Below are 20849 nucleotides of genomic sequence, written 5' to 3' on the forward strand. Positions count from 1 at the left end.
CCGGACGCGCCGGGGCAGCTTGTCAGCGGGCCGGGAGAATACAGCCCTCGTGGACTTCGCCGCTCTGTACCCAGAGGGCTGACGTGACTTCATCGGCGAGATCGAATTCACGTCGCCGTGTTCCACTCCCGATCCGCACCACGAGCGCCCCGCCGAACGGCTTGCGCCCCACAACCTCGACAGGTGAGTCGAGGGCGATCTCTTCGGCGGCGAGGTACCGGAGAAGGTCGGGGTTTTCGTCGCTGATGCGGGTTATCCGGCCGGAGTGTCCCTCATCCAGTTCAATCATGCGGTAGGCATGCGGTAGGTCGACTGAGCCGTCGGCTGCCGGAATGGGATCGCCGTGCGGATCCCGCACGGGGTGGCCAAGCTTTGCTGCCATGCGCTCGATGAAGGTATCCGAGACTGCATGTTCCAACATCTCGGCTTCGTCGTGGACTTCATCCCAGCTGTATCCCAGTTCCTCAACCAGGTAGGTCTCAATGAGACGGTGGCGCCGGACCATCGCCAACGCCAGGCGCATGCCTTCCGGCGTCAACCGAATGGCACTGTAGGGTTGGTGGTCCACCAAACCTTGGTCCTTGAGTTTTCGCACCATCTCGGACACCGACGAGTTGGCAACACCCAGCCGCTGGGCCAGTTGGGATGACGTGATGGGCTTGTCCTGCCACTCCGTGTAGGAGTAAATGACCTTGACGTAGTCCTCGATCGAGGAGGAGGGCGTACTGGTCTTCACAGTCCAAGCCTACCGTGGCCGCGGGATTCAGGCCTTGCGGGCCCGCCAGGTCTGCGTGAGGTAGGGCAATCCGAGAAGCTCTCCCGGCGCATGGCCAAGATGCTCGTACAAGTACCACTCAAGGTTGGCCATGACCTTCGCGCGGGTAGTGTCATTGGCGCGGAGGTAATAACTGCGGGACTTGGTCAGTTCCATGACATCTTCCGGCGAAACCGTGTCCGTCCACGTCGTGAGGTGGCTCTCTGCGTCCTTGAATTCCGGGCCGATGACCGGCCGGAAACCCGGTTTGTGGACGTCGCCGGCATGCATGATGCGTGAAAGGCGGTGGACCCAAGGTACAGAGGTATCCAGTTGGTTCCAGATCAGGCCCAGAACCCCTTGCGGACTGAGGATACGGGCCAGCTCCGTGCTCGCCTCGAGCGGGTCACACCAGTGCCACGCCTGGGCAACGCTGACGACGTCGAATGCTGAGTCCGCCAGTCCGGTCGCCTCGGCCGTTCCCTCCAGTGCAATGACGTGCGGATAGGACTTTCGCAATTGTTCCAGCATGTCGTTGGAAGGATCGACGGCGGTCACCGCCAAGTTACGCTTAACCAGAAGTGCAGTGAACTTTCCTGTGCCCGCACCAACGTCAACGGCGGACATTGCACCGGGGGGAATCAACCAATCGGCGGAGTCTGCCGGGTAGCCCGGGCGCACGCGGTCATAATGCTCCCCGCCGTCCTGGAAGCTCTGGCCAAGTTCGTGCCGGCGCCGGGCATGGAGCCGGGGGCCGCCGCCCCTGCCCATACGGCCGGAGACTCCAGTTGAACGCATGGCCACGCACAAACTCCTTTTGCCGCAAACGCCGTGGGATACCTACGAATCTACCGCAGGATCCGGAACGAATACGTCAGTGGACTACCGGACGCTCCCGTGGGTCAGTGCTCGGCAGGTGGGCTCCTGCTTAGTCGACTGTGCAGGGTGCAGCGCCGGCGGTACCTGGAGTGTTCGGTGCCCATTCGGGGTAGCTGCGGTGATCGTTGGCGGGAACCCAACGGCCCTCGTCCACGACGTAGTCCCAGCCAAGTCCGGTGCGCTTCAACTCCTCGATACCGGCGAGCAAGCGGGCCGCGTCCTCCAACCGGGAGCCGACGCCGAAGCTTGCACGCAAGGACCCCGAAGGCAGCCCGAGGCGCTTGAGGAGGGGGTGAGCGCAGAAGCGGCCGTCACGGAGACCGACGCCGTGCTCAGCTGCAAGGTAGGCCGCGACCAGTCCGGCGTCGAATCCCTCCACCGAGAAATTGACCACGCCTATGGTGTCCACGGAATCGCTGAAAATCTGGTGGACGGTCACACCATCGATTGCCCGTAAACCTTCAACCAGATAGGAGCGGATGCCTGCCTCGTGATCATGCCACGCCTGGGGGTCAAGCGCGGACAGTACTTGAGTGGCGCGAGCCAGGGTCGCGGCGCCGAGAACGTTGGGTGAACCGCCCTCGTGGCGTGCCGGACCCGTAGCCCAGCTGACGGAATCCAGACGTGCTTCGCGGACCGCGCCACCGCCGGCAAGGTGCGGAGTGCCGGCGTCGAGCCAGTCCGGGCGGCCGACCACGACGCCCGCACCGAACGGTGCGTAGAGCTTGTGGCCGGAGAAGACCACGTAGTCGACATCGGCTTCGGCGATGTTGATGCGGCGGTGCGGGGCGAGTTGCGCGGCATCCACCACAATGCGTGCACCGTACTCGTGCGCGAGTGCTGCGAGTTCGGCGATAGGCAGGATCTCGCCCGTTACGTTGGATGCGCCTGTGACGGCCAGCAAGGAGACCCCACCCTGGCTGAGTTCGTCACGCAGCTTGGCCACGGTGCCGGTCAAGGTGGATTGGGCGACGACACTGCGATGCGGGACTCCTTGCCAAGGAAGGAGGTTCGCGTGGTGCTCGATGTCCAGGTACAGGACCTCACCAGTGTGCTTCCCGGCCAGTTGAGGCAGGCAGCCGGCCAGCAGGTTCAGGGAATCGGTGGTGTTCCGCGTGAAAATGACCGAGTCATCGGGCCTGCCGCCGACGAACTCGCGGACCACGTTGCGGGAGTTCTCATAAACGGAGGTGCTGATCTGTGAGGCGTATCCGGCGCCGCGGTGGACGCTCGCGTAGTACGGGAGAATCTCGTTCAGATATGCGGACACGATCGTCAAGGCCGGTGCGGACGCTCCGTAGTCCAGGTTTGCGTAGCGGACGTGTCCGCCCTGGATCAGGGGAGCTTGCAGTTCGGCACCGGTAACTGCGGCCAGGGGACGGCCTGCGGCGGCTTCGCGCACCGATTCTTCGGCGGCCAGGGACGGCAGGATGGTGGAGTTGAACGTAGCAGTGCTCATTGGACCTCACTCAAGAGGGATCCCCAAGGGATCCGCGCTTGCCGCATCCGTTCCGGACCGGCCAGGTCGTCACCCGGGGCACCCCACCGCGAATGGAGGGTTGCCGGCCAGCAAACCGGGGTTTTGCGCTGGCACTCGTGACCTGTAAAGAGGTTAGGGCACTCTCCGCGCCCGTTCCAAAGCCGGATCCTTTGTTAAGCACATTGTTACGGCGGATTGGAAAATCCTCGTTTTGACGAAGAAAAAACGGCGGAAGCCCCCGGAAGGGGGCATCCGCCGTCGAAAATTCTGCAAACCGGCCGTGAAGTCGCGTGCCGGGCTGTGTCAGAGGAGATCGTCCAGTCCAGGATTCAGTTGCTTCAGGACTTCGGAGTGCAGGATGGAATTGGTGGCGAGGGCATTGCCTCCGAAGGGACCGTCCTCGCCCTCCAGGGATGTAAAGCGACCCCCCGCTTCCGTGACGATCGGCACTAGTGCGGCCATATCGTAGAGGTTGAGTTCGGGCTCGCAGGCTATGTCCACCGCGCCCTCGGCGACGAGGCAATAGGACCAGAAATCGCCATAGGCACGGGTCCGCCACACGTCTTCCGTGAGGCCAAGGAACTCGTCAAGGTTGCCACGCTCTTTCCAGCCGGAGAGGCTCGAATAGGACAATGAGGCGTCGGCGAGTCGTGACACGTTGGAAACCTTGAGCCGCGTGGCCGAGGCAAGTGAACGTCCCGTGTACGCGCCCATGCCCTTGGCCGCCCACCAACGCTTGCCCAGTGCCGGTGCGCTCACTACGCCAACCACGGGTTCGCCCTCGTCGACGAGCGCGATCAACGTGGCCCACACCGGCACGCCGCGCACGAAGTTCTTGGTGCCGTCGATGGGATCGATGATCCAGCGACGCGAACCATGACCGCTGCTGCCGAACTCCTCGCCAAGGACGGCATCACGGGGACGTGAGCGGGACAACTGGCCACGGATCGCCTCTTCTGCTGCCTTGTCGGCGTCGGTGACGGGGGTCAGGTCGGGCTTGGTCTCGATCTGCAGGTCCAATGCCTTGAAGCGGTCCATGGTCTGTGCATCCACGGAATCTGCCAGGACATGGGCCAGGCGCAGGTCGTCGTTGTAGCTGGAAACGGGTTGGGTCATGCCACCAAGTTATCGTGAATCGTTCTGTGCACGGGGACGTGAAGATGGGTCGTCTAGTTGACTGTGCCCAGTTCTTTGGTCTCTTTGGCTTCCAGCCGCGGGTCGGCTCCGAGCAGCCTGCGCAGCGAGGACAGGCGGGCTACGCCTGACGGGCCGGCATGACCCTCGGTGACCCACGCGTCCAGGCCGCAGTTGACGGCACCGGCGTCATGCTTGCAGCCCCGCTCGCAGGCTTCCGTACCCGGCTCGAGGTCCGGGAAGGAATGCAGGATACGGTCGGGATCCACGTGGGCCAATCCAAAGGAGCGGATGCCCGGGGTGTCGATGATCCAACTGCCGGATGGGGCATCGGCCAGTTTCAGTGCCAGGGCCGATGATGATGTATGCCGACCGCGGCCCGTCACTGCGTTGACCCCGCCCGTGGCGCGCTCGGCACCTGTCAACGCGTTCACCATGGTCGACTTTCCGACGCCGGAGTGGCCCAACATGACGGTTACTTTCCCGTCCAGGTGTGCCCGCAACCGCGATACGGCGTCGCTGTCGAGACGGGCGGAAAGTCCATCATCCGAGCGGGCATCGATTCCGGAGGCTTCAGCGTCGGCCGTGCGGCTGATGATCACCGGGAAGTCCAGGCTGAGGTAATTCGACAACAACTCAGCGGGATCCCTGACGTCCGCTTTGGTGACGAGCAGCAGTGGCTCGATACCGGCGTCGTAAGCTGCCACCAAGGCGCGGTCGATAAAACCGGTACGCGGTTCCGGGTTGGCGGCGGCGACCACCACAACGAGTTGGTCTGCGTTGGCCACCACCACCCTTTCGATGGGATCGGTGTCGTCGGCGCTGCGGCGAAGAAGGGTCTTGCGTTCCTCAACGCGGACCAGCCTGGCAAGTGTGTCCGGCCCGCCGGAGACGTCGCCGACCAAGGCAACGAAGTCACCGGGGACCACGGGGCTCCTCCGTAACTCACGCGCACGGGCCGCAATGACGATGCGCTCGTTGGCGGAGTCCTCATCCACAATCGCGGTGTAACGTCCGCGGTCCACGGTGATGATCCTGCCGATGACGGCGTCATCGTGGCTTGGCCGGTCCTTGGTACGGGGCCTTGAACCCTTTTTGTTGGGACGGATCCGGACGTCGGATTCGTCCCAGGAACGTGCGTCGCGGCCCATGGTCAGCTGCTGGCCTCGTCGGTGTCCCGGGACTGCTCGAGCATTGCTTCCCACATCCGCGGGAATTCGGGCATGGTCTTGGATGTCGTGGCGATGTCCTCCACCTGGACTCCTTCGACGGCGAGCCCCAGGATGGCGCCGGCCGTGGCCATACGGTGGTCCGCGTAGCTGTGGAAGACTCCGGCGTGGAGCGTGGCAGGACGGATGATCAAACCATCCGCGGTCTCCTCAACGTTGCCACCAAGCCCGTTGATCTCGGCGACCAATGCAGCCAACCGGTCTGTTTCGTGGCCCCGGAGGTGTGCGATGCCCGTTAGCCGGGAAGGCCCGTTTGCCAATGCACACAGCGCCGCCACGGTGGGGGCAAGCTCACTGGTCTCATCGAAATCCGCGCCTTTGATCTCCGGACCGCCGGTGACTGTGAGGGTGCCGTTCTCCAAGGTCACTGTGGCACCCATCGCAGCGAGGATGGTGCGCCAGAGATCGCCGACCTGGGTGGTCCCGGTGGGCCAATTGGGGATCCTTACAGTTCCGCCCGTCGCGAGCGCGGCGGCAAGGAACGGGCCCGCGTTGGAGAGGTCCTGCTCTATCCTCTGGTCGAAAGCGCGGATCGGACCCGGCGCAACCCGCCAATGGTTCGGCACGGAATCGTCCACGGTGACGCCAACGCTGCGGAGGACGGCCACCGTCATATTGATGTGGTCCAGGCTCGGGACGGGCTTACCGACGTGTTCAAGGTGCAGCCCCTCAGTGAAACGCGCGCCCACCAGGAGGAGGGCCGAGACGAACTGCGATGACGCGCTGGCGTCGATGACCAGGTGGCCGCCCCGGACCTCCCCGGTTCCGTCCACTGTGAACGGAAGGGCCGACGGCGTCCTGCCGCCTTCGCTGGCGACCGGCACCCCGAGGGCAATCAGCGCCTCAATGATGGTTCCCATGGGCCGCTTGCGGGCATGCGGGTCGCCGTCGAAGAGCGTGGAACCATTGCGCAACGCGGCCAGCGGCGGGACGAAGCGCATCACTGTTCCCGCAAGGCCGCAGTCGATGGCTGTTTCTGCTGTCTGCGCCGCCGGGTCCAGTGGAGTGATCTCAAGGTCCGGGCCAAATGTACCGTCACCGGGTACCTCCGTCACGGTGGCGCCCAATTGACGGAGGGCTTGGACCATCAATGCGGAGTCGCGTGAGTGCAGGGGAGCGCGGAGGCGCGAGGGGCCGTCGGCCAATGCCGCGAGCACCAGGAAACGGTTGGTGAGGGACTTGGACCCGGGCACCGTCACTGTGGCGTCTATCGGGGACTTTGCGTGGGGGGCCGGCCACAGCGGCAGTGCCTTGCTGCTGTTCATTGAGTCCGTGCTGGCGGCGGTGGTACCTGTCATGCTTCCTTATGCTCCAACTGCTGTGTCTACGGCCTTGCGTACTGCTTTGTCGGCGCGCTTGATCTGCTTGCCCGTCGCCTTCCTGGCGTCAGCCGCCAGGTGCTCGGCGCGCCAAGCCAGGCTGGGGCGGCCGGCCGTATCCACGGCGGCAAGCAACACTCCGCCCGTCAACGAGATGTTCCGGAGGAGCTGCGCGCGCCTGGCTGCCCGGCCTTCCTTGGTGCTGATGTCCGCCGACCGCCATTCAACATAGGAGTTCAAAGCCGAGGTCAGGGCCAGCACAGTAGCAGCAAAGCGGGACATCTTTCCCAGGCCAAGGAGGGCTCCTGCACCCAGTTGCGCGCCGCCGATGACCCGCGCGAGGACCTTCTCGTCTGCCGGGAACGGAAGGGATTCCGAGGCGCGGCGGAGCACGGGGGACAGTTGCTTCGCAGTGTCGTCCGCATTCTTGAGCTTGTCCAAACCTGCAACAACGAAGCTGGTCGCGAGCATTGGTCGTGCGAGGAAACGGATAACAGACATGTCTTGCCTCCTGGATGGCTTGCCACAATAGTCAATGAGTGTTGTGTTCAAGGGGTGCAGTCTGCTCTAGTCTTGCACCTTTGCGGAATATTTACCCAGCGCCCGCAGTTGTGAACATCAGGCGCGGTGAAGACCGGGCCGCGGCATGGTGTTGCCGCAGTGCTGAACGGAGTTGGTTTTTTGACCTTGGTAAGGGACCGTGTTGGTCTACTGGAGCCAGGGCTTCCGGCGCAGCCGGATTCCCGGAAACTGACAGTAGACTTGGCAACGATGAGCACCATTGAACCGCCCACAGCGGCCATATACGAGGCAACCGGCCTGTCCCCTGAAGAAGACAGTGCTGCCGGCGCGGGCATCGACGTCGATGTCACAACGGAAACTGCCGAACAGCGGCGGGAACGCTTCGAGCGTGACGCAATGCAGTATGTGGATCAGCTGTACTCGGCTGCAATGAGGATGGCCCGGAATCCCTCGGATGCTGAAGACCTCGTCCAAGAGGCGTATACCAAAGCGTTTTCGGCCTTCCACCAGTACAAGCCGGGGACAAACCTGAAGGCGTGGCTGTACAGGATCCTGACGAATACCTACATCAACCTCTATCGGAAGCGCCAGCGCGAGCCGCTGCAGTCCAATTCCGACACCATCGAGGACTGGCAGTTGGCCAAGGCCGAGTCACACACATCGTCGGGGCTCCGTTCGGCTGAGGCCGAGGCCTTGGACCACTTGCCGGACTCTGACGTCAAGAACGCCTTGCAGGCCATTCCGGAGGAATTCAGGTTGGCGGTTTACTTCGCGGACGTCGAAGGATATGCCTACAAGCAAATTTCCGAGATCATGAACACCCCGATCGGCACGGTTATGTCGCGGCTTCACCGCGGCAGGAAGATGCTGCGGGACATGCTGGCGGACTACGCCGCAGAACGGGGCTTCAGGGCCCAGACCGAAGACCAGGCCACGGCCGGGAGCAACAATCAGGAGAAAGAGCAATGAGCGACTGCCAGGGATTGGGCGATTGCGACGATACGCGGATGCAGCGGATCTACGAGTACCTCGATGGCGCCTTGACCCGCGAGGACCTCACCGAGATCAAGCAGCACCTGGACACCTGTGATGAGTGCACGGAGCAGTACGACCTCGAGTGCCTCATTAGAACCATGGTCAAGCGGTCATGCACGGAGTCCGCGCCCGAGAACCTCAAAACGTCGATTCTTGACCGGATCCACTCCATGAAGCCTGTGGACGCCTAGGTCCGCTGCCCACGAGCGGGCGTTTGACGCCAAAGGCCCCGGAAACCGCATGGTTTCCGGGGCCTTCGCTGTTAAGCCTTGAACGCTAAGCCGCTGGCTTAGGTGTTGGGACGCTTGCCGTGGTTCGCGCCGCCGCGCTTGCGGTCACGACGCTTACGTGCACGCTTGCTCATAGCTGGCCTCCTTCAATGATCGATACTCAATAGAGCTGCCCTCCAGTTTCGCACATTCAGCCGCTGGGTCGCGAACCGGAAGGTCCGTGCTCAATTCTGAAGCGAATTGCGGATGGAAATGCGGGCCTGGTCCAAAACGGCCCGCACCGTCTCGAGCGTCACCGGCGTTAACTCGTGCGCTGCACCGTGCTGGCGCAACTCGACCCGGATGTCGTCCCTGAAGGTCTGCACCATGAGTTCGGCCTCTTTGAGGATGCGTTGGCCTTCGGCGGAGTAGCCCTTCGTCCGGCTCTGGAAGGTGGCTGCCGTTGCGTGAGCGCGGGCGGCTTCCGCGGTGGCAGCAAGGTCGGCCCGCAGCCCGCGCATGTTGGTGCGGATGTCGCTGCGCAAGTTATCGGCCAGTCGGCGCACGGACTCCGAGATATTGTTTTCGACGTCGGCGAGCTCTTCGCGCCGCCTGTCCAGTTCCGCCCTGCCGGCGTCCGTGACGAGGTACTTGGTGCGCCTGCCTTCCAACTCAGTGGCCACGAGGCCTTCTTCCTCCAGCTTTTGGAGCCGCGGATAGATGGTTCCGGCGCTGGGGGAGTAGGTTCCCCCAAAGCGGTCCCCCAAGGCTTTGATGAGTTCGTACCCGTGCTTTGGCCCGGATTCGAGCAGCGCCAGGAGGTAGAGGCGCAGTGCACCATGGGCGAAGACCGGAGGCATCAGAGACCTGCTTCGCCGGGAAACGGGTGGCCGTTATCAGCCGTGGGAGCACTCCCGTGCATGATGTAGGTCTTGCCGGAAACGGTGTTGGTCCGTACCAGCATCAGCTTTTCGTCAGGACCCACAATGGTGTGCACGTTGCTGCCGGGCTGGGTGTACATCTGGTCGTCGATGACTACTGTGCCACTCGCCGATTTCGCCACGATGTCGAGGCCTACATCGTGCGGCAGTCGTATGGTCAGGTCGCCGGAGACGGAGTTGGCACCAAAATCGTTGGTGTAGCTGTGCAGGTCGAAGCTGAGGTCGCCGCTCACGGTGGTCGCGCGGATGTTGGAGAACTTGCCCGACGCCGTTACTTCCCCTGAGACGCTCTTGGCGGTCAGGACGCCGTCGTGGTTTCTGGCGATGACCTCACCGCTGACGGTGTTGACGTGGAGTTCGCCGCTGGTGGCATCAGCCATGACCGAACCGGAAACGGTGTTCAGCCGCGTGCGGCCGTGGGTTCGGGAAACCATGCCGTCGCCGCTCACCGTTCCTGCTTCGACATCGACGCCGGGTGGCAGCGCGACACCGACCACCACCGAGTTGGTGCTGCTGTTGTTAACCGTTCCCATCAGGTTGCGGAACCACCCTTGTGGCCCCTGGAGCTGATGGCGGATCTCAAGCCGCCCATCCACCAAGGTGACGGTGAGGGGGTCGCCGGAGATCTCGCTGATTTCGATCCGGGCGAAAGGTTCATCGTGGGTTACGACGTCGAAACGGCCCTTCACGATTCCCAGCTTGAGTGAGCGGACGTCCTCGACGTCAATGGTTTGTGGGCCTGTTACAGTCCAGAGTTCGTCTGACATGATCCCTCCAATTGCGATATATCGCGTTATGGAAAACACGATATATCTCGAACGGAGGAAGCGCAATAGCTCACACCGACTGCGGTTCTCTCAGCTTGCGGTTACTCGGGCTGGGCGATGTTAAGCCACTGGAACCAGCCACGGTGCAGTACGAGCCACGCAATGAGTCCGTAGCCGGCTTGTCCGGGTGTTCCGCCGTTTGCTGCGAGGTCCGTTCGCCACTGCTCATGGTTGAGCAACGGCGAAAAGGTGTCGACGTAGTGGTGGTTCCGACGGGTGGTGACATCGGCGAAGGCCGTGTTGAGTTCAGCCAAGCGTTTGTTCCGGGCTGGATCCAACGTGGGCGGCGGACCAACCACGAAGACCTCAACACCGCTGTGGGATGCGCCGTCGAGGATGTTCGCGAGGTTCAGCCGGCTACGTGCGGTGGAAAGGCCGAACTCCAAATCCCTTCCGGAAAGGCCGATCACCAGGCGGTTCTCGTGCGTTTCACTGAAACGCCTGCTCGCTTCATCCTGCCATCGTGACGCGAGGCCCTCGGTTCCTTCCATGGGGCAGGGGAGTGAGAAGCTTTCCACCACGACCGCGTCCTGGGGGGTCCGGGCCAGCACGCGTCCGAGCCAACCCAATGCGCGGGGGTCGCCCAAGCCCGCCAGCAATTCATCTCCAACAGCTGCGATACGCAGCTTCCTGTCTTCCACGGTTACCTCTTCACACTCGTTACGGTCCTTGCACGGCATCAGGATCAGCGCCGGTCTTTGAACCGGGTATCTGTCCCATTAAACAGAACTGCCCGGCTGGAGGCGCGGACATCGCTCCTCCAGCCGGGCAGTTTTGTTTTTACTTGCGTTCGAACGCCTGCTTGATCAGGGTGTCCTGCTCGGCTGCGTGGCGCTTCATCGACCCGGCGGCCGTTGACGCGGATGCCGGACGCGACACCAGGCGGACCTTGCGGTCCAGCTCAGGAGCCAGGTTCAGGCCCATGAACGGCCACGGACCCTGGTTGGCGGGCTCGTCCTGCGCCCAAACGATGTCTGCGTTCGGGTACTTGGCGAGCTCGGCCTCGATCTCGGCCTTCGGCAACGGGTACAGCTGCTCCACGCGGATAATCGCAGTGGACGTGTCGCCGGACTTCTGACGGTTCGACAGGAGGTCGTAGTACAAACGACCGGAAACCAGGATGACGCGGTCCACGGTTGCAGGCTGCAGTTCGTGTTCCCCGATGACCGGCTTGAAGCCGCCCGTGGTGAAGTCCTCGACGGCGGAAGCGGCCCCCTTCAGACGGAGCAGCTGCTTCGGCGTGAAGATGATCAACGGCTTGCGGGGGCGGCTGTAGGCCTGACGGCGCAAGAGGTGGAAGTGGGAAGCGGCCGTCGTGGGGTTGGCCACGATCATGTTGTCCTCGGCGCACAGCTGGAGGAAGCGCTCAATACGGGCCGAGGAGTGGTCCGGGCCCTGGCCTTCGTAGCCATGCGGGAGCATGAGCACGAGCGAAGAACGCTGACCCCACTTTTGCTCAGCCGAGGAGATGAACTCATCAATGATGGTCTGCGCGCCGTTGACGAAGTCGCCGAATTGGGCTTCCCACAGCACCAAGGCGTCGGGACGCTCCACGGAGTAGCCGTATTCGAAGCCCATGGCCGCGTATTCGGACAGCAAGGAGTCGTAGATCCACAGCTTGGCCTGATTGTCCGAGAGGTTGCCCAAGGGCAGCCATTCGTTGCCGTTGGCGCGGTCGTGGAAGACGGCGTGGCGCTGGACAAACGTGCCGCGGCGGGAGTCCTGGCCTGCGAGCCGGACGGGGACGCCCTCCATGATCAGCGAGCCGAAGGCTGCGATCTCGCCAAAGCCCCAGTCGATTCCACCTTCGCGGGACATCTGCTCGCGCTTCTCGAGGAGCTGCTTGAGCTTGGAGTGCACCGTGAAGCCCTCGGGGATCTCCAGGTGGGCCTTGCCGATGCGCGCAAGGGTTTCAGCCGAGATGGCCGTGGACGTCGGGGAATTGGTCCCGAAATCCGCCTGCTGGGCGATGGGCCGTTCGATGTCCGAAACAGCTGCGGAGTCCGCAGTGATGATCGGGATCGGCGACGTCTGGGCTGCGTGCGTTTCGGCGAAGACACGCTCAAGGCGTTCCTGGTAGTCGCGGAGCAGCTGCTCTGCTTCTTCCTCGGTGATATCGCCACGGCCAATCAGGGATTCCGTGTACAGCTTACGGACCGAGCGCTTGGCTTCGATCAGGTTGTACATCAATGGCTGCGTCATCGAGGGGTCGTCGCCCTCGTTGTGCCCGCGGCGGCGGTAGCAAACCATGTCGATGACGACATCCTTGTGGAAGCGCTGGCGGAACTGGTACGCGAGCTGCGCTACGCGGACCACGGCCTCGGGGTCGTCACCATTCACGTGGAAGACCGGTGCCTGGATCATCTTCGCAACGTCCGTGGAGTACGTGGACGAACGGGAAGAAGAAGGAGCCGTGGTGAAGCCGACCTGGTTGTTGACGATCACGTGGATCGTACCGCCGGTGCGGTAGCCACGGAGCTGCGAAAGGTTCAGGGTTTCCGCCACGACACCCTGGCCGGCAAACGCGGCGTCACCGTGCACCATGATGGGCAGGACGGGGAAGGATTCGCCCTGGTCCAGGCGGTCCTGCTTGGCGCGGACGATGCCTTCCAGGACGGAGTCCACAGCTTCAAGGTGCGACGGGTTAGCGGCCAGGTACACCTTGGTCTGCTTGCCGTTGTCCGACGTGAACGTGCCTTCAGTGCCGAGGTGGTACTTGACGTCACCGGAGCCCTGGACCGAGCGGGGGTCCTGGGTTCCTTCGAATTCGCGGAACACCTGTGCGTAGGTCTTGCCTGCGATGTTCGTCAGGACGTTGAGGCGGCCGCGGTGGGCCATGCCGATTGCGACTTCGTCCAGGCCGTCATCGGCTGCGTCCGAGATCACGGCATCGAGCAGCGGAATCAACGACTCGCCGCCCTCGAGGGAGAAGCGCTTCTGTCCCACGAACTTGGTCTGCAGGAAGGTTTCGAAAGCCTCGGCTGCATTGAGCTTGGACACAATGCGCAGCTGCTCTTCACGGCTTGGCTTGGAGTACGGGTGTTCAAGCTCGTCCTGGAACCACTTGCGCTCCGCAGGCTCCTGGATGTGCATGTACTCGATGCCTGTGGTGCGGCAGTAAGCATCACGCAGCACGCCGAGGATGTCACGGAACTTCAGCTGGGGCTTGCCGCCGAACCCACCCGTGGGCCATTCGCGGTCCAGGTCCCAGAGCGTGAGGCCATAGGTGAGGACGTCGAGGTCCGGGTGCTTCCGCTGGACGTACTCCAGGGGGTCGGTGTCGGCCATGAGGTGGCCGCGCACGCGGTAGGAGTGGATCAGCTGTTGGATCCGCGCCACCTTGTTGATCTCGTCAGCGGGATCGACCTGGAGGTCGGGGCTCCAGCGGACGGGCTCGTACGGAATGCGCAGGGCTTCGAAGATTTCGTCGTAGAAGTTCTGCGCGCCGAGGAGCAGTTGGTGGACGAGCTTGAGGAACTCGCCGCTGCCGGCTCCCTGGATGACACGGTGGTCGTACGTGGAGGTCAGGGTGAGGATCTTGCTGATGGCATTCTGGGCAATGATCTTCTCGCTCGCGCCCTGGAACTCGGCGGGGTAGTCAAGTGCTCCCACCCCGATAATGGCGGCTTGGCCCTTGGACAGGCGCGGTACGGAGTGAACCGTGCCGATGCCGCCCGGGTTGGTCAGCGAAACAGTGGTGCCGGCGTGGTCGTCGGCAGTCAGCTTACCGTTGCGGGCGCGCTTGATGAGGTCCTCGTAGGTGTGCCAGAACTCGGCGAAGTCCATGGTCTCGGCCTTCTTGATGTTGGGAACCATCAGGAGGCGCGTGCCATCGGGCTTGGGCATGTCAATGGCGATGCCGAAGTTGACGTGGGCAGGCTGGACAGCGCTGGGCTTGCCGTCGATTTCGTCGTAGTAGACATTCATTGACGGGAACTGCGACAACGCGCGGACAACGGCGTAACCGATAAGGTGCGTGAAGGACACCTTGCCACCGCGGGCACGGGCAAGGTTGGAGTTGATGACCACGCGGTTGTCGATCAGCAGTTTGGCGGGGACTGCCCGTACACTCGTGGCCGTGGGGACCTCGAGGCTGGTCACCATGTTGGAGGCGATGGCCTTGGCCGGACCGCGGAGGACCGATACGACGTCCTCTTCCGGTGCGGTGGGCGCCTTGGTGCTCTTCGGGAGCTGGGCCGGAATCGGCTGTGCTGCGTTGCCGCCGGCGGGCTTCTTTGCTCCGTCCTTGGCAACCGTGGCAGGTGCTTTCTTCGCCGGGGCCTGGGCTGCCGCGTCAGCAGCAGGGGCCGGTGCAGCGGCCGGGGCAGCTGCGGGAGCGGCCGGCGCCGGTGCCGGAGCCGCTGCAGCGGGAGCTACCACGGGAAGTACTTGGGTGGGGGGATTGGCAGCCGTCGGGGCTGCGGAGGTTCCGTTGGAAGAAGTGCCGTCACCGGTATCGAAAGACTCGAAGAGCGGCCACCACTTGGCGTCGACCGAATTCTTGTCCTGCTGGTACCGCTCGTACAGTTCGTCAACGAGCCACTCGTTTCCGCCAAATTCCTCTGGTAGACGGTGGCTGGGCTGCTCTGGCACTTGAAATACGCCTCTTCCATGAGTGTTGATTTCCCGCTGGCCAAGGTTGCTTTTCCACAACAATGCGCCAGGGTCCGGGTCCCGCGAACTCAGACCTTTGCCAGTCTAGTTAGGATCGTTGGTTAACTGCCAATAGTGGTGACCTAAATCATGTTGCGGCTCCCGTATTGCTTCTCTGCGTCATTTTCCCGCGGCGCACTGCTGCCTCAGAAGGGGCTCCGGCCGGGCTCCCTGTAGACTGAAATCCTTATGGACAGTAAATCTAGGTGCCGGCCTGGGTACTGTCGGGGGAGCCGAACTGGCCACTCCGCACAGCGTGCCCCGCGAGCCGGCAACACCCGTTCACATGCCCATCACGCGCCGGCGTTCCAAGCCGGTGGTGCCGCAGACCATGCGTCTGAGGGACCTGACCAGCCTCCGCCGGGGCGAGCGCCCGTATCTGTGGCCACCACTCCATTGCGAGCTCCTGAACTGAGAACTCTTGAGCCTGGGGGAACGCGCTAAATGGAATGGATTCTTCTCCTTGCCGGTTTTGCCCTGATCCTGGGGACCGGATTCTTTGTAGCAGTCGAGTTTTCCCTGGTTGCCTTGGACCAGGCAACCGTTCAGCGGGCGGTTGATGACGGCGACCACGCTGCGCGGCCCCTGCTGAAATGCCTCAAGTCCCTCTCCACCCAGCTGTCCAGTTGCCAGCTTGGTATTACGTTGACCACCCTGCTGACCGGTTTCGTCATGGAACCATCGGTCGGCCAGCTCCTCTCGGGCCCGCTTGGACTATTGGGCCTCGGTCCAGAGGTTGCACACTCCGTGGCACTGGTTGTCGCAATGGTTCTTGCGACGCTCCTATCGATGCTGATCGGTGAGCTGGTTCCCAAGAACATGGCCATCGCGTTGGCGTTCCCCCTGGGGCGGCGCCTGGCACGTCCGCAGTTGCTGTTCACCGCGGTTTTCAAGCCGGCCATCATTGTGCTCAACGGCTTTTCGAACAAGGTCCTGAATTTGTTCGGCCTTGAGGCAAAGGAGGAAATTTCCGGCGCCCGGACCCCGGCTGAACTGGCATCCTTGGTGCGGCGCTCCGCGGAGCTGGGCACCCTCGATCCCGGCACCGCAAACTTCGTCGCCCGGACCCTGAACTTTTCCGGGCGCACTGCCGCCGACGTGATGACTCCACGTATCCGGATGGAAACGATCGACGCCGACCAGCCGGTGGTCGATATCCTTGACGCCGCGCGGCGGACCGGTTATTCGCGTTTTCCTGTCATCGGGGATTCGGCTGACGATATCCGGGGCGTCGTCCATATCAAGAAGGCTGTCGCCGTTCCTTCGGACCGCCGGGCAAAGCTCGAGGCCGGCGCCATCATGACAGACGTGCTGCGCGTCCCCGAGACCATCCACCTGGATGCCCTTCTATCCGCGCTCCGCGAGGGAAACCTGCAGCTCGCCGTCGTGCTTGACGAATATGGCGGCACCGCGGGAATCACGACCTTGGAGGACCTCGTCGAAGAAATCGTCGGTGAGGTGGCGGATGAGCACGACAAAGTACGTCCGGGCCTGCTGCAGAGCGCGTCCGGGGACTGGTTCTTCCCGGGCCTGCTGAGGCCGGACGAAGTGTCCGAGCAGATTCCCAACCTGGTGGTTCCTGACGAATCGGCCTACGAGACCGTGGGCGGGTACGTCATGAGCAAGCTGGGCCGGATTGCCAAAGTGGGGGACACCGTGGATGCCGGGGGCGGCACGTTGACAGTAACGAGGATGGACGGACGCAGGATCGACCGGATCTGCTTCCACCACGTTGCAGGGACCGATGCCGTGCTGGCAGATGACGACAACGGCCGACACGAGGCAGGTGCGCGATGAGTGACTGGGCAGGGATTGTCTGGTTGGTGATCCTCCTGATCGGCAACGCATTCTTCGTTGGCGCCGAGTTCGCCGTCATGTCCGCCCGCCGCAGCCAGATAGAACCGCTGGCTGAGCAAGGCTCCAAGAGGGCGCAGACAACGCTGCGCGCCATGGAGAACGTCTCCTTGATGCTCGCGTGTGCGCAGTTGGGCATCACGGTGTGTTCCCTCTTGATCCTCCAGGTTGCAGAGCCTGCGATCCACCACCTCCTGGCTGAGCCGCTGGAGGCTGTTGGAATGCCGGTGGAATTGGCGGATGTCATCGCTTTTGCGATCGCACTGTTGTTTGTCACGTTCCTGCACGTCACCTTTGGCGAAATGGTCCCGAAGAACATTTCGGTGTCTGTCGCAGACAAGGCGGCACTCCTTCTGGCACCGCCACTCGTGTTCATTTCCCGTGTGGTGAACCCGGTGATCTGGACCCTGAACTGGCTTGCGAACCACATCCTGCGCCTGATGAAGATCGAGCCCAAGGACGAGGTTTCGTCATCGTTCACCCTGGAGGAAGTGCAGTCCATCGTCCAGGAGTCCACCCGCCATGGCCTGGTGGACGACGAAGCCGGCCTGCTGAGCGGAGCTCTGGAGTTCTCGGAACACACAGCCTCAAGCATCATGGTTCCGTTGGACAAGTTGGTGGTGCTCAAGACTGCATCCACCCCCGTGGAGGTGGAAAAAGCGGTCAGCCGCACCGGCTTCTCGCGTTTCCCCATGGTGGACGACGACGGCGAACTCGCCGGATACCTGCACGTCAAGGACATCCTGTCCATCCCTGAAGAGGGGCGAAAGCACCCGATCGCCGAAGGGCGTATCCGTTCCCTGGCCAACCTTTCCCCGGAGGACGAGATAGAACAGGCGTTGTCGGTGATGCAGCGGACCGGCTCGCACTTGGCGCGCGTGGTGGGGCCTGGGGGAGCAACCACCGGAGTCTTGTTCCTTGAGGACGTCATTGAGCAGTTGGTAGGAGAAATCCGGGACGCCACGCAGGCCACAGGAATCCGGCGCTACGGCGGTTCCCAGGCTGTGTGATCCACGGTCCAAAGCTGGCGCCTGCCCTGTAAGGCCAGGCGCCAGCGGCCCTAAATAGGAATCATTCCCATTTAGGGCTACACTGGAGCCACCCAGTAATTGTGTTTGATTCTCATTTTGAGTAGATCCGAGGTCTCCGTGCGTCGTCCCGCCGCCCGCCTGTCCCTGGCCGCTTCTGCCGGTCTTGCCGCCCTGTTGCTTTCCTCCTGCTCCGGTTCCGCCGGCGCCGGAAACGGGAATTCGACAACTGCTTCATCGTCAACGGCGATCGAAGTGGTAACGTCCACCAACGTCTACGGGGATGTAGTCAAGGCCATTGGCGGGGATAAGGTCAACGTCAGCGCCATCATCACCAAGACCAGCCAGGACCCGCACTCCTATGAAGCGAGCGCGCAGGACAAGCTGGTTATTTCCAAGGCCAAGCTCGTTGTGGAGAACGGTGGGGGCTACGACGAGTTCCTCCACAAGATCGCGGACGAGACGAAAGTCGGCCACGACAACATGATCAGTGCCGTCGAAGTTTCCGGCCTCGCCCCGGAGGAAGAGAGCCATAGCGAGGAGTCCCACTCCGAAGAGGGCCACACCCACAACCATGGCGAGTTCAATGAGCACGTTTGGTACAGCCTGGAGACAATGACCAAGTTGGCGGATGCGGTGGCAAGCAAGCTCGGCAGCCTTGACGCCGCGTCGGCTTCCACCTTTACGGCAAATGCTGACGCCTTCAAGGCTAAGTTGGGTGAGTTGACGGGAAAGCTTGACGCCGTCAAGGCTGCCAACGAGCACGCGCCCGTAGCCATTACGGAGCCCGTTCCGCTGTACCTGCTGGAAGCGGCGGGGCTGGAGAACAAGACGCCCGAGGCTTACAGTGCCGCCATCGAAGAAGGGACGGACGTCCCTGCCTCTGTCCTCAAGGAGACCACGGACCTGGTCAGTGCCAAGACCGTGCGGTTGCTCGCCTACAACGAGCAGACCGAGGGACCCCAGACCGAGTCTGTCAAAAAAGCGGCAGAGACCGCAGGCGTCCCTGTAGTGAACTTCACCGAAACGCTGCCGGACGGCAAGGACTACGTCCAATGGATGACCGAGAACGTGGAATCCATCTCGGCAGCCCTCGCAAAGTAGCTTTCTGAAACCACATTGGCAGTGAAGGGCCCCGCCAGCGTCCTAAGATATTGAGGGTGGCTGCGGGGCCTTCTGCCTGCCGCCACCATGGGCGCATAGCCCTGCGCCATGAAAACAATCGCGCTGCACGGCAGTGCGTGGATCGAGGACAACTTTTGACACCGGTAGTGAGCCTCCGCGGAGCGAGCCTGCAGTTCGGCAAGAGGACACTGTGGCGAAATCTCGATCTCGACATCAACCCGGGGGAGTTCTTCGCTGTTCTTGGCCCGAACGGCAGCGGCAAGACCAGCTTCCTCAAAGTCCTCCTCGGACTCCAGGAACTGCACTCCGGAACGGTGACGTTGGCCGGCCACCCGGTGGAACGCGGAAGTAAACGGATCGGTTACATCCCACAGCAAAAATCGTTTGCCTCGGATACCCCGCTGCGGGCCCGGGACCTTGTTGCCTTGGGCATTGACGGTCACCGCTGGGGCATGCGCTTGGGGTCCCGAACGGTCAACAGGCGGATTGATGAACTGCTTGAACTCGTGGGTGCTTCCGACTACGCCAAAGTACCGATAGGGCAACTCTCCGGCGGCGAGCAACAACGGCTCAGGGTGGCACAGGCTTTGGCCACGGAACCGGAGGTGCTCCTCTGTGACGAGCCGTTGCTTTCCCTCGACCTGCATCACCAACAGGGCGTCAGCTCGCTCATCAACGAGCAGTGCCACGCCCAGAACAGCGCGGTGGTGTTCGTGACGCACGAAATCAACCCCGTGATCGACTACGTGGATCGCGTCCTCTACCTGGCCGGAGGGCAATTCCGGGTGGGGACGCCGCAGGAGGTCATGACCACGGAAGTTCTTTCCGAGCTGTACAACAGCCATGTTGAGGTCATCCACACCAACGGAAGGATCGTCGTCGTCGGCTTGCCCGACGCAACCACGCACTTCCATGACGATGCGCACGCCAACGCCGGGGAGGAATACTAGATGGACCTCGCGAGCATCCTGCAGACCATTTTCAACTTCGAAAACTACGGCGAATTGCTGGTCCTGGTCCAGAACTCCATTTGGGCCGGAGCTGTCCTGGGGCTGCTTGGAGGCCTGGTAGGAACTTTCGTGATGAAAAGGGATCTCGCCTTCGCAGTCCACGGCATCTCGGAATTGTCTTTTGCCGGTGCGGCTTTTGCCCTTTTGATCGGTGCAGACATCATCTTCGGTTCCCTGGTGGGCTCCGTGGCTGCGGCGGTGCTGCTGGGATTCATGGGCGTGCGGGCGCGGGACAAGAACTCCATCATCGGTGTGATCATGCCGTTCGGCCTTGGCCTGGGTATCCTCTTCCTTGCTCTTTACGAAGGCCGCGCGGCCAACAAGTTCGGCTTGTTGACCGGTCAGATCGTGTCCGTCGACACCGTCCAGCTGCAAGCCCTCGCCGGGACGGCAGTTGCAGTGATGATCGCACTGGTCGCCATTTGGAGGCCGCTGAGTTTCGCGAGCGTGGATCCCGAGATGGCTGAGGCCCGGGGAGTGCCCGTCCGCGGGTTGGCCATCGGCTTCATGGTGTTGTTGGGCATCAGCGTCGCCCTCTCCATCCAGATTGTTGGCGCGTTGCTGGTCCTGGCACTGCTGATTACACCGGCCGCTGCTGCCTTGAAGGTCACCACGTCACCGCGGCTTGTTGTGCTGTTGAGCGTCCTGTTTGCGACGACGGCGACCGTGGGCGGAATCCTGCTGGCGCTCGGCAGCCGCATTCCCATCAGCCCCTACGTCACCACGTTGTCCTTCCTTATTTACGTGGCATGCAGGATCATCGGGCGGATCAGGGCAAACCGTGGCCTCAACGGCAGGGTGTCCCGGGACCAGCCGGCGGGCGCCCTGTAGCCGGAGCCCCCGTAAGGCC

18 protein-coding genes and 1 riboswitch are annotated in these 20849 nt (G+C 62.7%); of the genes, 7 read left to right on the forward strand and 11 right to left on the reverse strand.

Features of this window, described 5'->3' with window-relative positions; translation table 11 throughout:
* Nucleotides 1-22: 22 nt before the first annotated feature.
* The 7 genes from AB0N65_RS04610 to AB0N65_RS04640 all read right to left on the reverse strand — a co-directional run bounded on the left by AB0N65_RS04610 (nt 23) and on the right by AB0N65_RS04640 (nt 7296).
* Nucleotides 23-736 carry a metal-dependent transcriptional regulator gene (locus AB0N65_RS04610; protein ID WP_364158316.1) on the reverse strand — a complete coding sequence of 238 codons (714 nt, stop codon included), beginning with the start codon at nt 734-736 and terminating at the stop codon, nt 23-25.
* A gap of 27 nt (nt 737-763) precedes the next feature.
* A complete protein-coding gene (locus tag AB0N65_RS04615; RefSeq protein ID WP_364158852.1) occupies nt 764-1525 on the reverse strand; it encodes a class I SAM-dependent methyltransferase in 762 nt (253 codons plus the stop codon).
* Nucleotides 1526-1682: 157 nt separating this feature from the next.
* Nucleotides 1683-3092, reverse strand: a complete 1410-nt coding sequence (locus tag AB0N65_RS04620; protein ID WP_364158319.1) for an aminotransferase class V-fold PLP-dependent enzyme — start codon at nt 3090-3092, stop codon at nt 1683-1685.
* A 29-nt stretch (nt 3093-3121) separates the two neighbouring features.
* Nucleotides 3122-3235: riboswitch (SAM riboswitch) on the reverse strand.
* A gap of 181 nt (nt 3236-3416) precedes the next feature.
* Nucleotides 3417-4229, reverse strand: coding sequence for a histidinol-phosphatase (gene hisN, locus AB0N65_RS04625; RefSeq protein ID WP_364158322.1), 813 nt, complete (start codon nt 4227-4229; stop codon nt 3417-3419).
* Between the two features lie 53 nt (nt 4230-4282).
* Nucleotides 4283-5398: a ribosome small subunit-dependent GTPase A gene (locus AB0N65_RS04630; protein WP_364158325.1), complete on the reverse strand. Its 1116-nt coding sequence runs from the start codon at nt 5396-5398 to the stop codon at nt 4283-4285.
* Between the two features lie 2 nt (nt 5399-5400).
* Entirely contained in the window at nt 5401-6774 is a 1374-nt protein-coding gene (gene aroA / locus AB0N65_RS04635) for a 3-phosphoshikimate 1-carboxyvinyltransferase (protein ID WP_364158328.1), read from the reverse strand.
* 6 nt (nt 6775-6780) lie between these two features.
* Nucleotides 6781-7296 carry a DoxX family membrane protein gene (locus AB0N65_RS04640; protein WP_364158331.1) on the reverse strand — a complete coding sequence of 172 codons (516 nt, stop codon included), beginning with the start codon at nt 7294-7296 and terminating at the stop codon, nt 6781-6783.
* Between the two features lie 270 nt (nt 7297-7566).
* Here AB0N65_RS04640 and AB0N65_RS04645 point away from each other — a divergent pair, with 270 nt between their 5' ends.
* The gene (locus AB0N65_RS04645; protein ID WP_364158334.1) at nt 7567-8286 is read left to right on the forward strand and encodes a sigma-70 family RNA polymerase sigma factor; all 720 of its coding nucleotides are present in this window, start codon (nt 7567-7569) and stop codon (nt 8284-8286) included.
* Entirely contained in the window at nt 8283-8543 is a 261-nt protein-coding gene (gene rsrA / locus AB0N65_RS04650; protein ID WP_364158337.1) for a mycothiol system anti-sigma-R factor, read from the forward strand. Before AB0N65_RS04645 ends, rsrA begins: the two co-directional genes overlap by 4 nt.
* Nucleotides 8544-8806: 263 nt before the next feature.
* On the opposite strand, the gene AB0N65_RS04655 is transcribed toward rsrA, so the two are convergent.
* From AB0N65_RS04655 to AB0N65_RS04670, 4 genes are all read right to left on the reverse strand, one after another.
* Nucleotides 8807-9421, reverse strand: a complete 615-nt coding sequence (locus tag AB0N65_RS04655) for a PadR family transcriptional regulator (protein ID WP_364158340.1) — start codon at nt 9419-9421, stop codon at nt 8807-8809.
* The gene (locus AB0N65_RS04660) at nt 9421-10269 is read right to left on the reverse strand and encodes a DUF4097 family beta strand repeat-containing protein (RefSeq protein WP_364158343.1); all 849 of its coding nucleotides are present in this window, start codon (nt 10267-10269) and stop codon (nt 9421-9423) included. Before AB0N65_RS04660 ends, AB0N65_RS04655 begins: the two co-directional genes overlap by 1 nt.
* Nucleotides 10270-10370: 101 nt before the next feature.
* A complete protein-coding gene (locus tag AB0N65_RS04665; RefSeq protein ID WP_364158345.1) occupies nt 10371-10970 on the reverse strand; it encodes a GDSL-type esterase/lipase family protein in 600 nt (199 codons plus the stop codon).
* A 139-nt stretch (nt 10971-11109) separates the two neighbouring features.
* Nucleotides 11110-14922 carry a multifunctional oxoglutarate decarboxylase/oxoglutarate dehydrogenase thiamine pyrophosphate-binding subunit/dihydrolipoyllysine-residue succinyltransferase subunit gene (locus AB0N65_RS04670; RefSeq protein WP_364158347.1) on the reverse strand — a complete coding sequence of 1271 codons (3813 nt, stop codon included), beginning with the start codon at nt 14920-14922 and terminating at the stop codon, nt 11110-11112.
* Between the two features lie 504 nt (nt 14923-15426).
* On the opposite strand from AB0N65_RS04670, the gene AB0N65_RS04675 reads away from it, so the two are divergent.
* The 5 genes from AB0N65_RS04675 to AB0N65_RS04695 all read left to right on the forward strand — a co-directional run bounded on the left by AB0N65_RS04675 (nt 15427) and on the right by AB0N65_RS04695 (nt 20830).
* Nucleotides 15427-16779, forward strand: a complete 1353-nt coding sequence (locus tag AB0N65_RS04675) for a hemolysin family protein (protein ID WP_364158349.1) — start codon at nt 15427-15429, stop codon at nt 16777-16779.
* Entirely contained in the window at nt 16776-17846 is a 1071-nt protein-coding gene (locus AB0N65_RS04680) for a hemolysin family protein (RefSeq protein ID WP_364158351.1), read from the forward strand. The genes AB0N65_RS04675 and AB0N65_RS04680 overlap by 4 nt, the downstream gene beginning before the upstream one ends.
* Before the next feature lie 105 nt (nt 17847-17951).
* Nucleotides 17952-18968 (forward strand): zinc ABC transporter substrate-binding protein, encoded by a 1017-nt coding sequence (locus AB0N65_RS04685; RefSeq protein ID WP_364158353.1) that lies wholly within the window; start codon nt 17952-17954, stop codon nt 18966-18968.
* 155 nt (nt 18969-19123) lie between these two features.
* Nucleotides 19124-19939 (forward strand): metal ABC transporter ATP-binding protein, encoded by an 816-nt coding sequence (locus AB0N65_RS04690; protein ID WP_364158356.1) that lies wholly within the window; start codon nt 19124-19126, stop codon nt 19937-19939.
* Entirely contained in the window at nt 19940-20830 is an 891-nt protein-coding gene (locus AB0N65_RS04695) for a metal ABC transporter permease (RefSeq protein ID WP_364158358.1), read from the forward strand.
* Nucleotides 20831-20849 lie beyond the last annotated feature (19 nt).

Source organism: Paenarthrobacter sp. NPDC089322, from assembly GCF_040684895.1.
Lineage (GTDB): Bacteria > Actinomycetota > Actinomycetes > Actinomycetales > Micrococcaceae > Arthrobacter.

Coding starts and splice junctions, on each gene's coding strand:
- AB0N65_RS04615 (WP_364158852.1), bottom strand. CDS start 1,525: ATGGGCAGGGGCGGCGGCCCCCGGCTCCATGCCCGGCGCCGGCACGAA.
- AB0N65_RS04620 (WP_364158319.1), bottom strand. CDS start 3,092: ATGAGCACTGCTACGTTCAACTCCACCATCCTGCCGTCCCTGGCCGCC.
- hisN (WP_364158322.1), bottom strand. CDS start 4,229: ATGACCCAACCCGTTTCCAGCTACAACGACGACCTGCGCCTGGCCCAT.
- AB0N65_RS04630 (WP_364158325.1), bottom strand. CDS start 5,398: ATGGGCCGCGACGCACGTTCCTGGGACGAATCCGACGTCCGGATCCGT.
- aroA (WP_364158328.1), bottom strand. CDS start 6,774: ATGACAGGTACCACCGCCGCCAGCACGGACTCAATGAACAGCAGCAAG.
- AB0N65_RS04640 (WP_364158331.1), bottom strand. CDS start 7,296: ATGTCTGTTATCCGTTTCCTCGCACGACCAATGCTCGCGACCAGCTTC.
- AB0N65_RS04645 (WP_364158334.1), top strand. CDS start 7,567: ATGAGCACCATTGAACCGCCCACAGCGGCCATATACGAGGCAACCGGC.
- rsrA (WP_364158337.1), top strand. CDS start 8,283: ATGAGCGACTGCCAGGGATTGGGCGATTGCGACGATACGCGGATGCAG.
- AB0N65_RS04655 (WP_364158340.1), bottom strand. CDS start 9,421: ATGCCTCCGGTCTTCGCCCATGGTGCACTGCGCCTCTACCTCCTGGCG.
- AB0N65_RS04660 (WP_364158343.1), bottom strand. CDS start 10,269: ATGTCAGACGAACTCTGGACTGTAACAGGCCCACAAACCATTGACGTC.
- AB0N65_RS04675 (WP_364158349.1), top strand. CDS start 15,427: ATGGAATGGATTCTTCTCCTTGCCGGTTTTGCCCTGATCCTGGGGACC.
- AB0N65_RS04680 (WP_364158351.1), top strand. CDS start 16,776: ATGAGTGACTGGGCAGGGATTGTCTGGTTGGTGATCCTCCTGATCGGC.
- AB0N65_RS04695 (WP_364158358.1), top strand. CDS start 19,940: ATGGACCTCGCGAGCATCCTGCAGACCATTTTCAACTTCGAAAACTAC.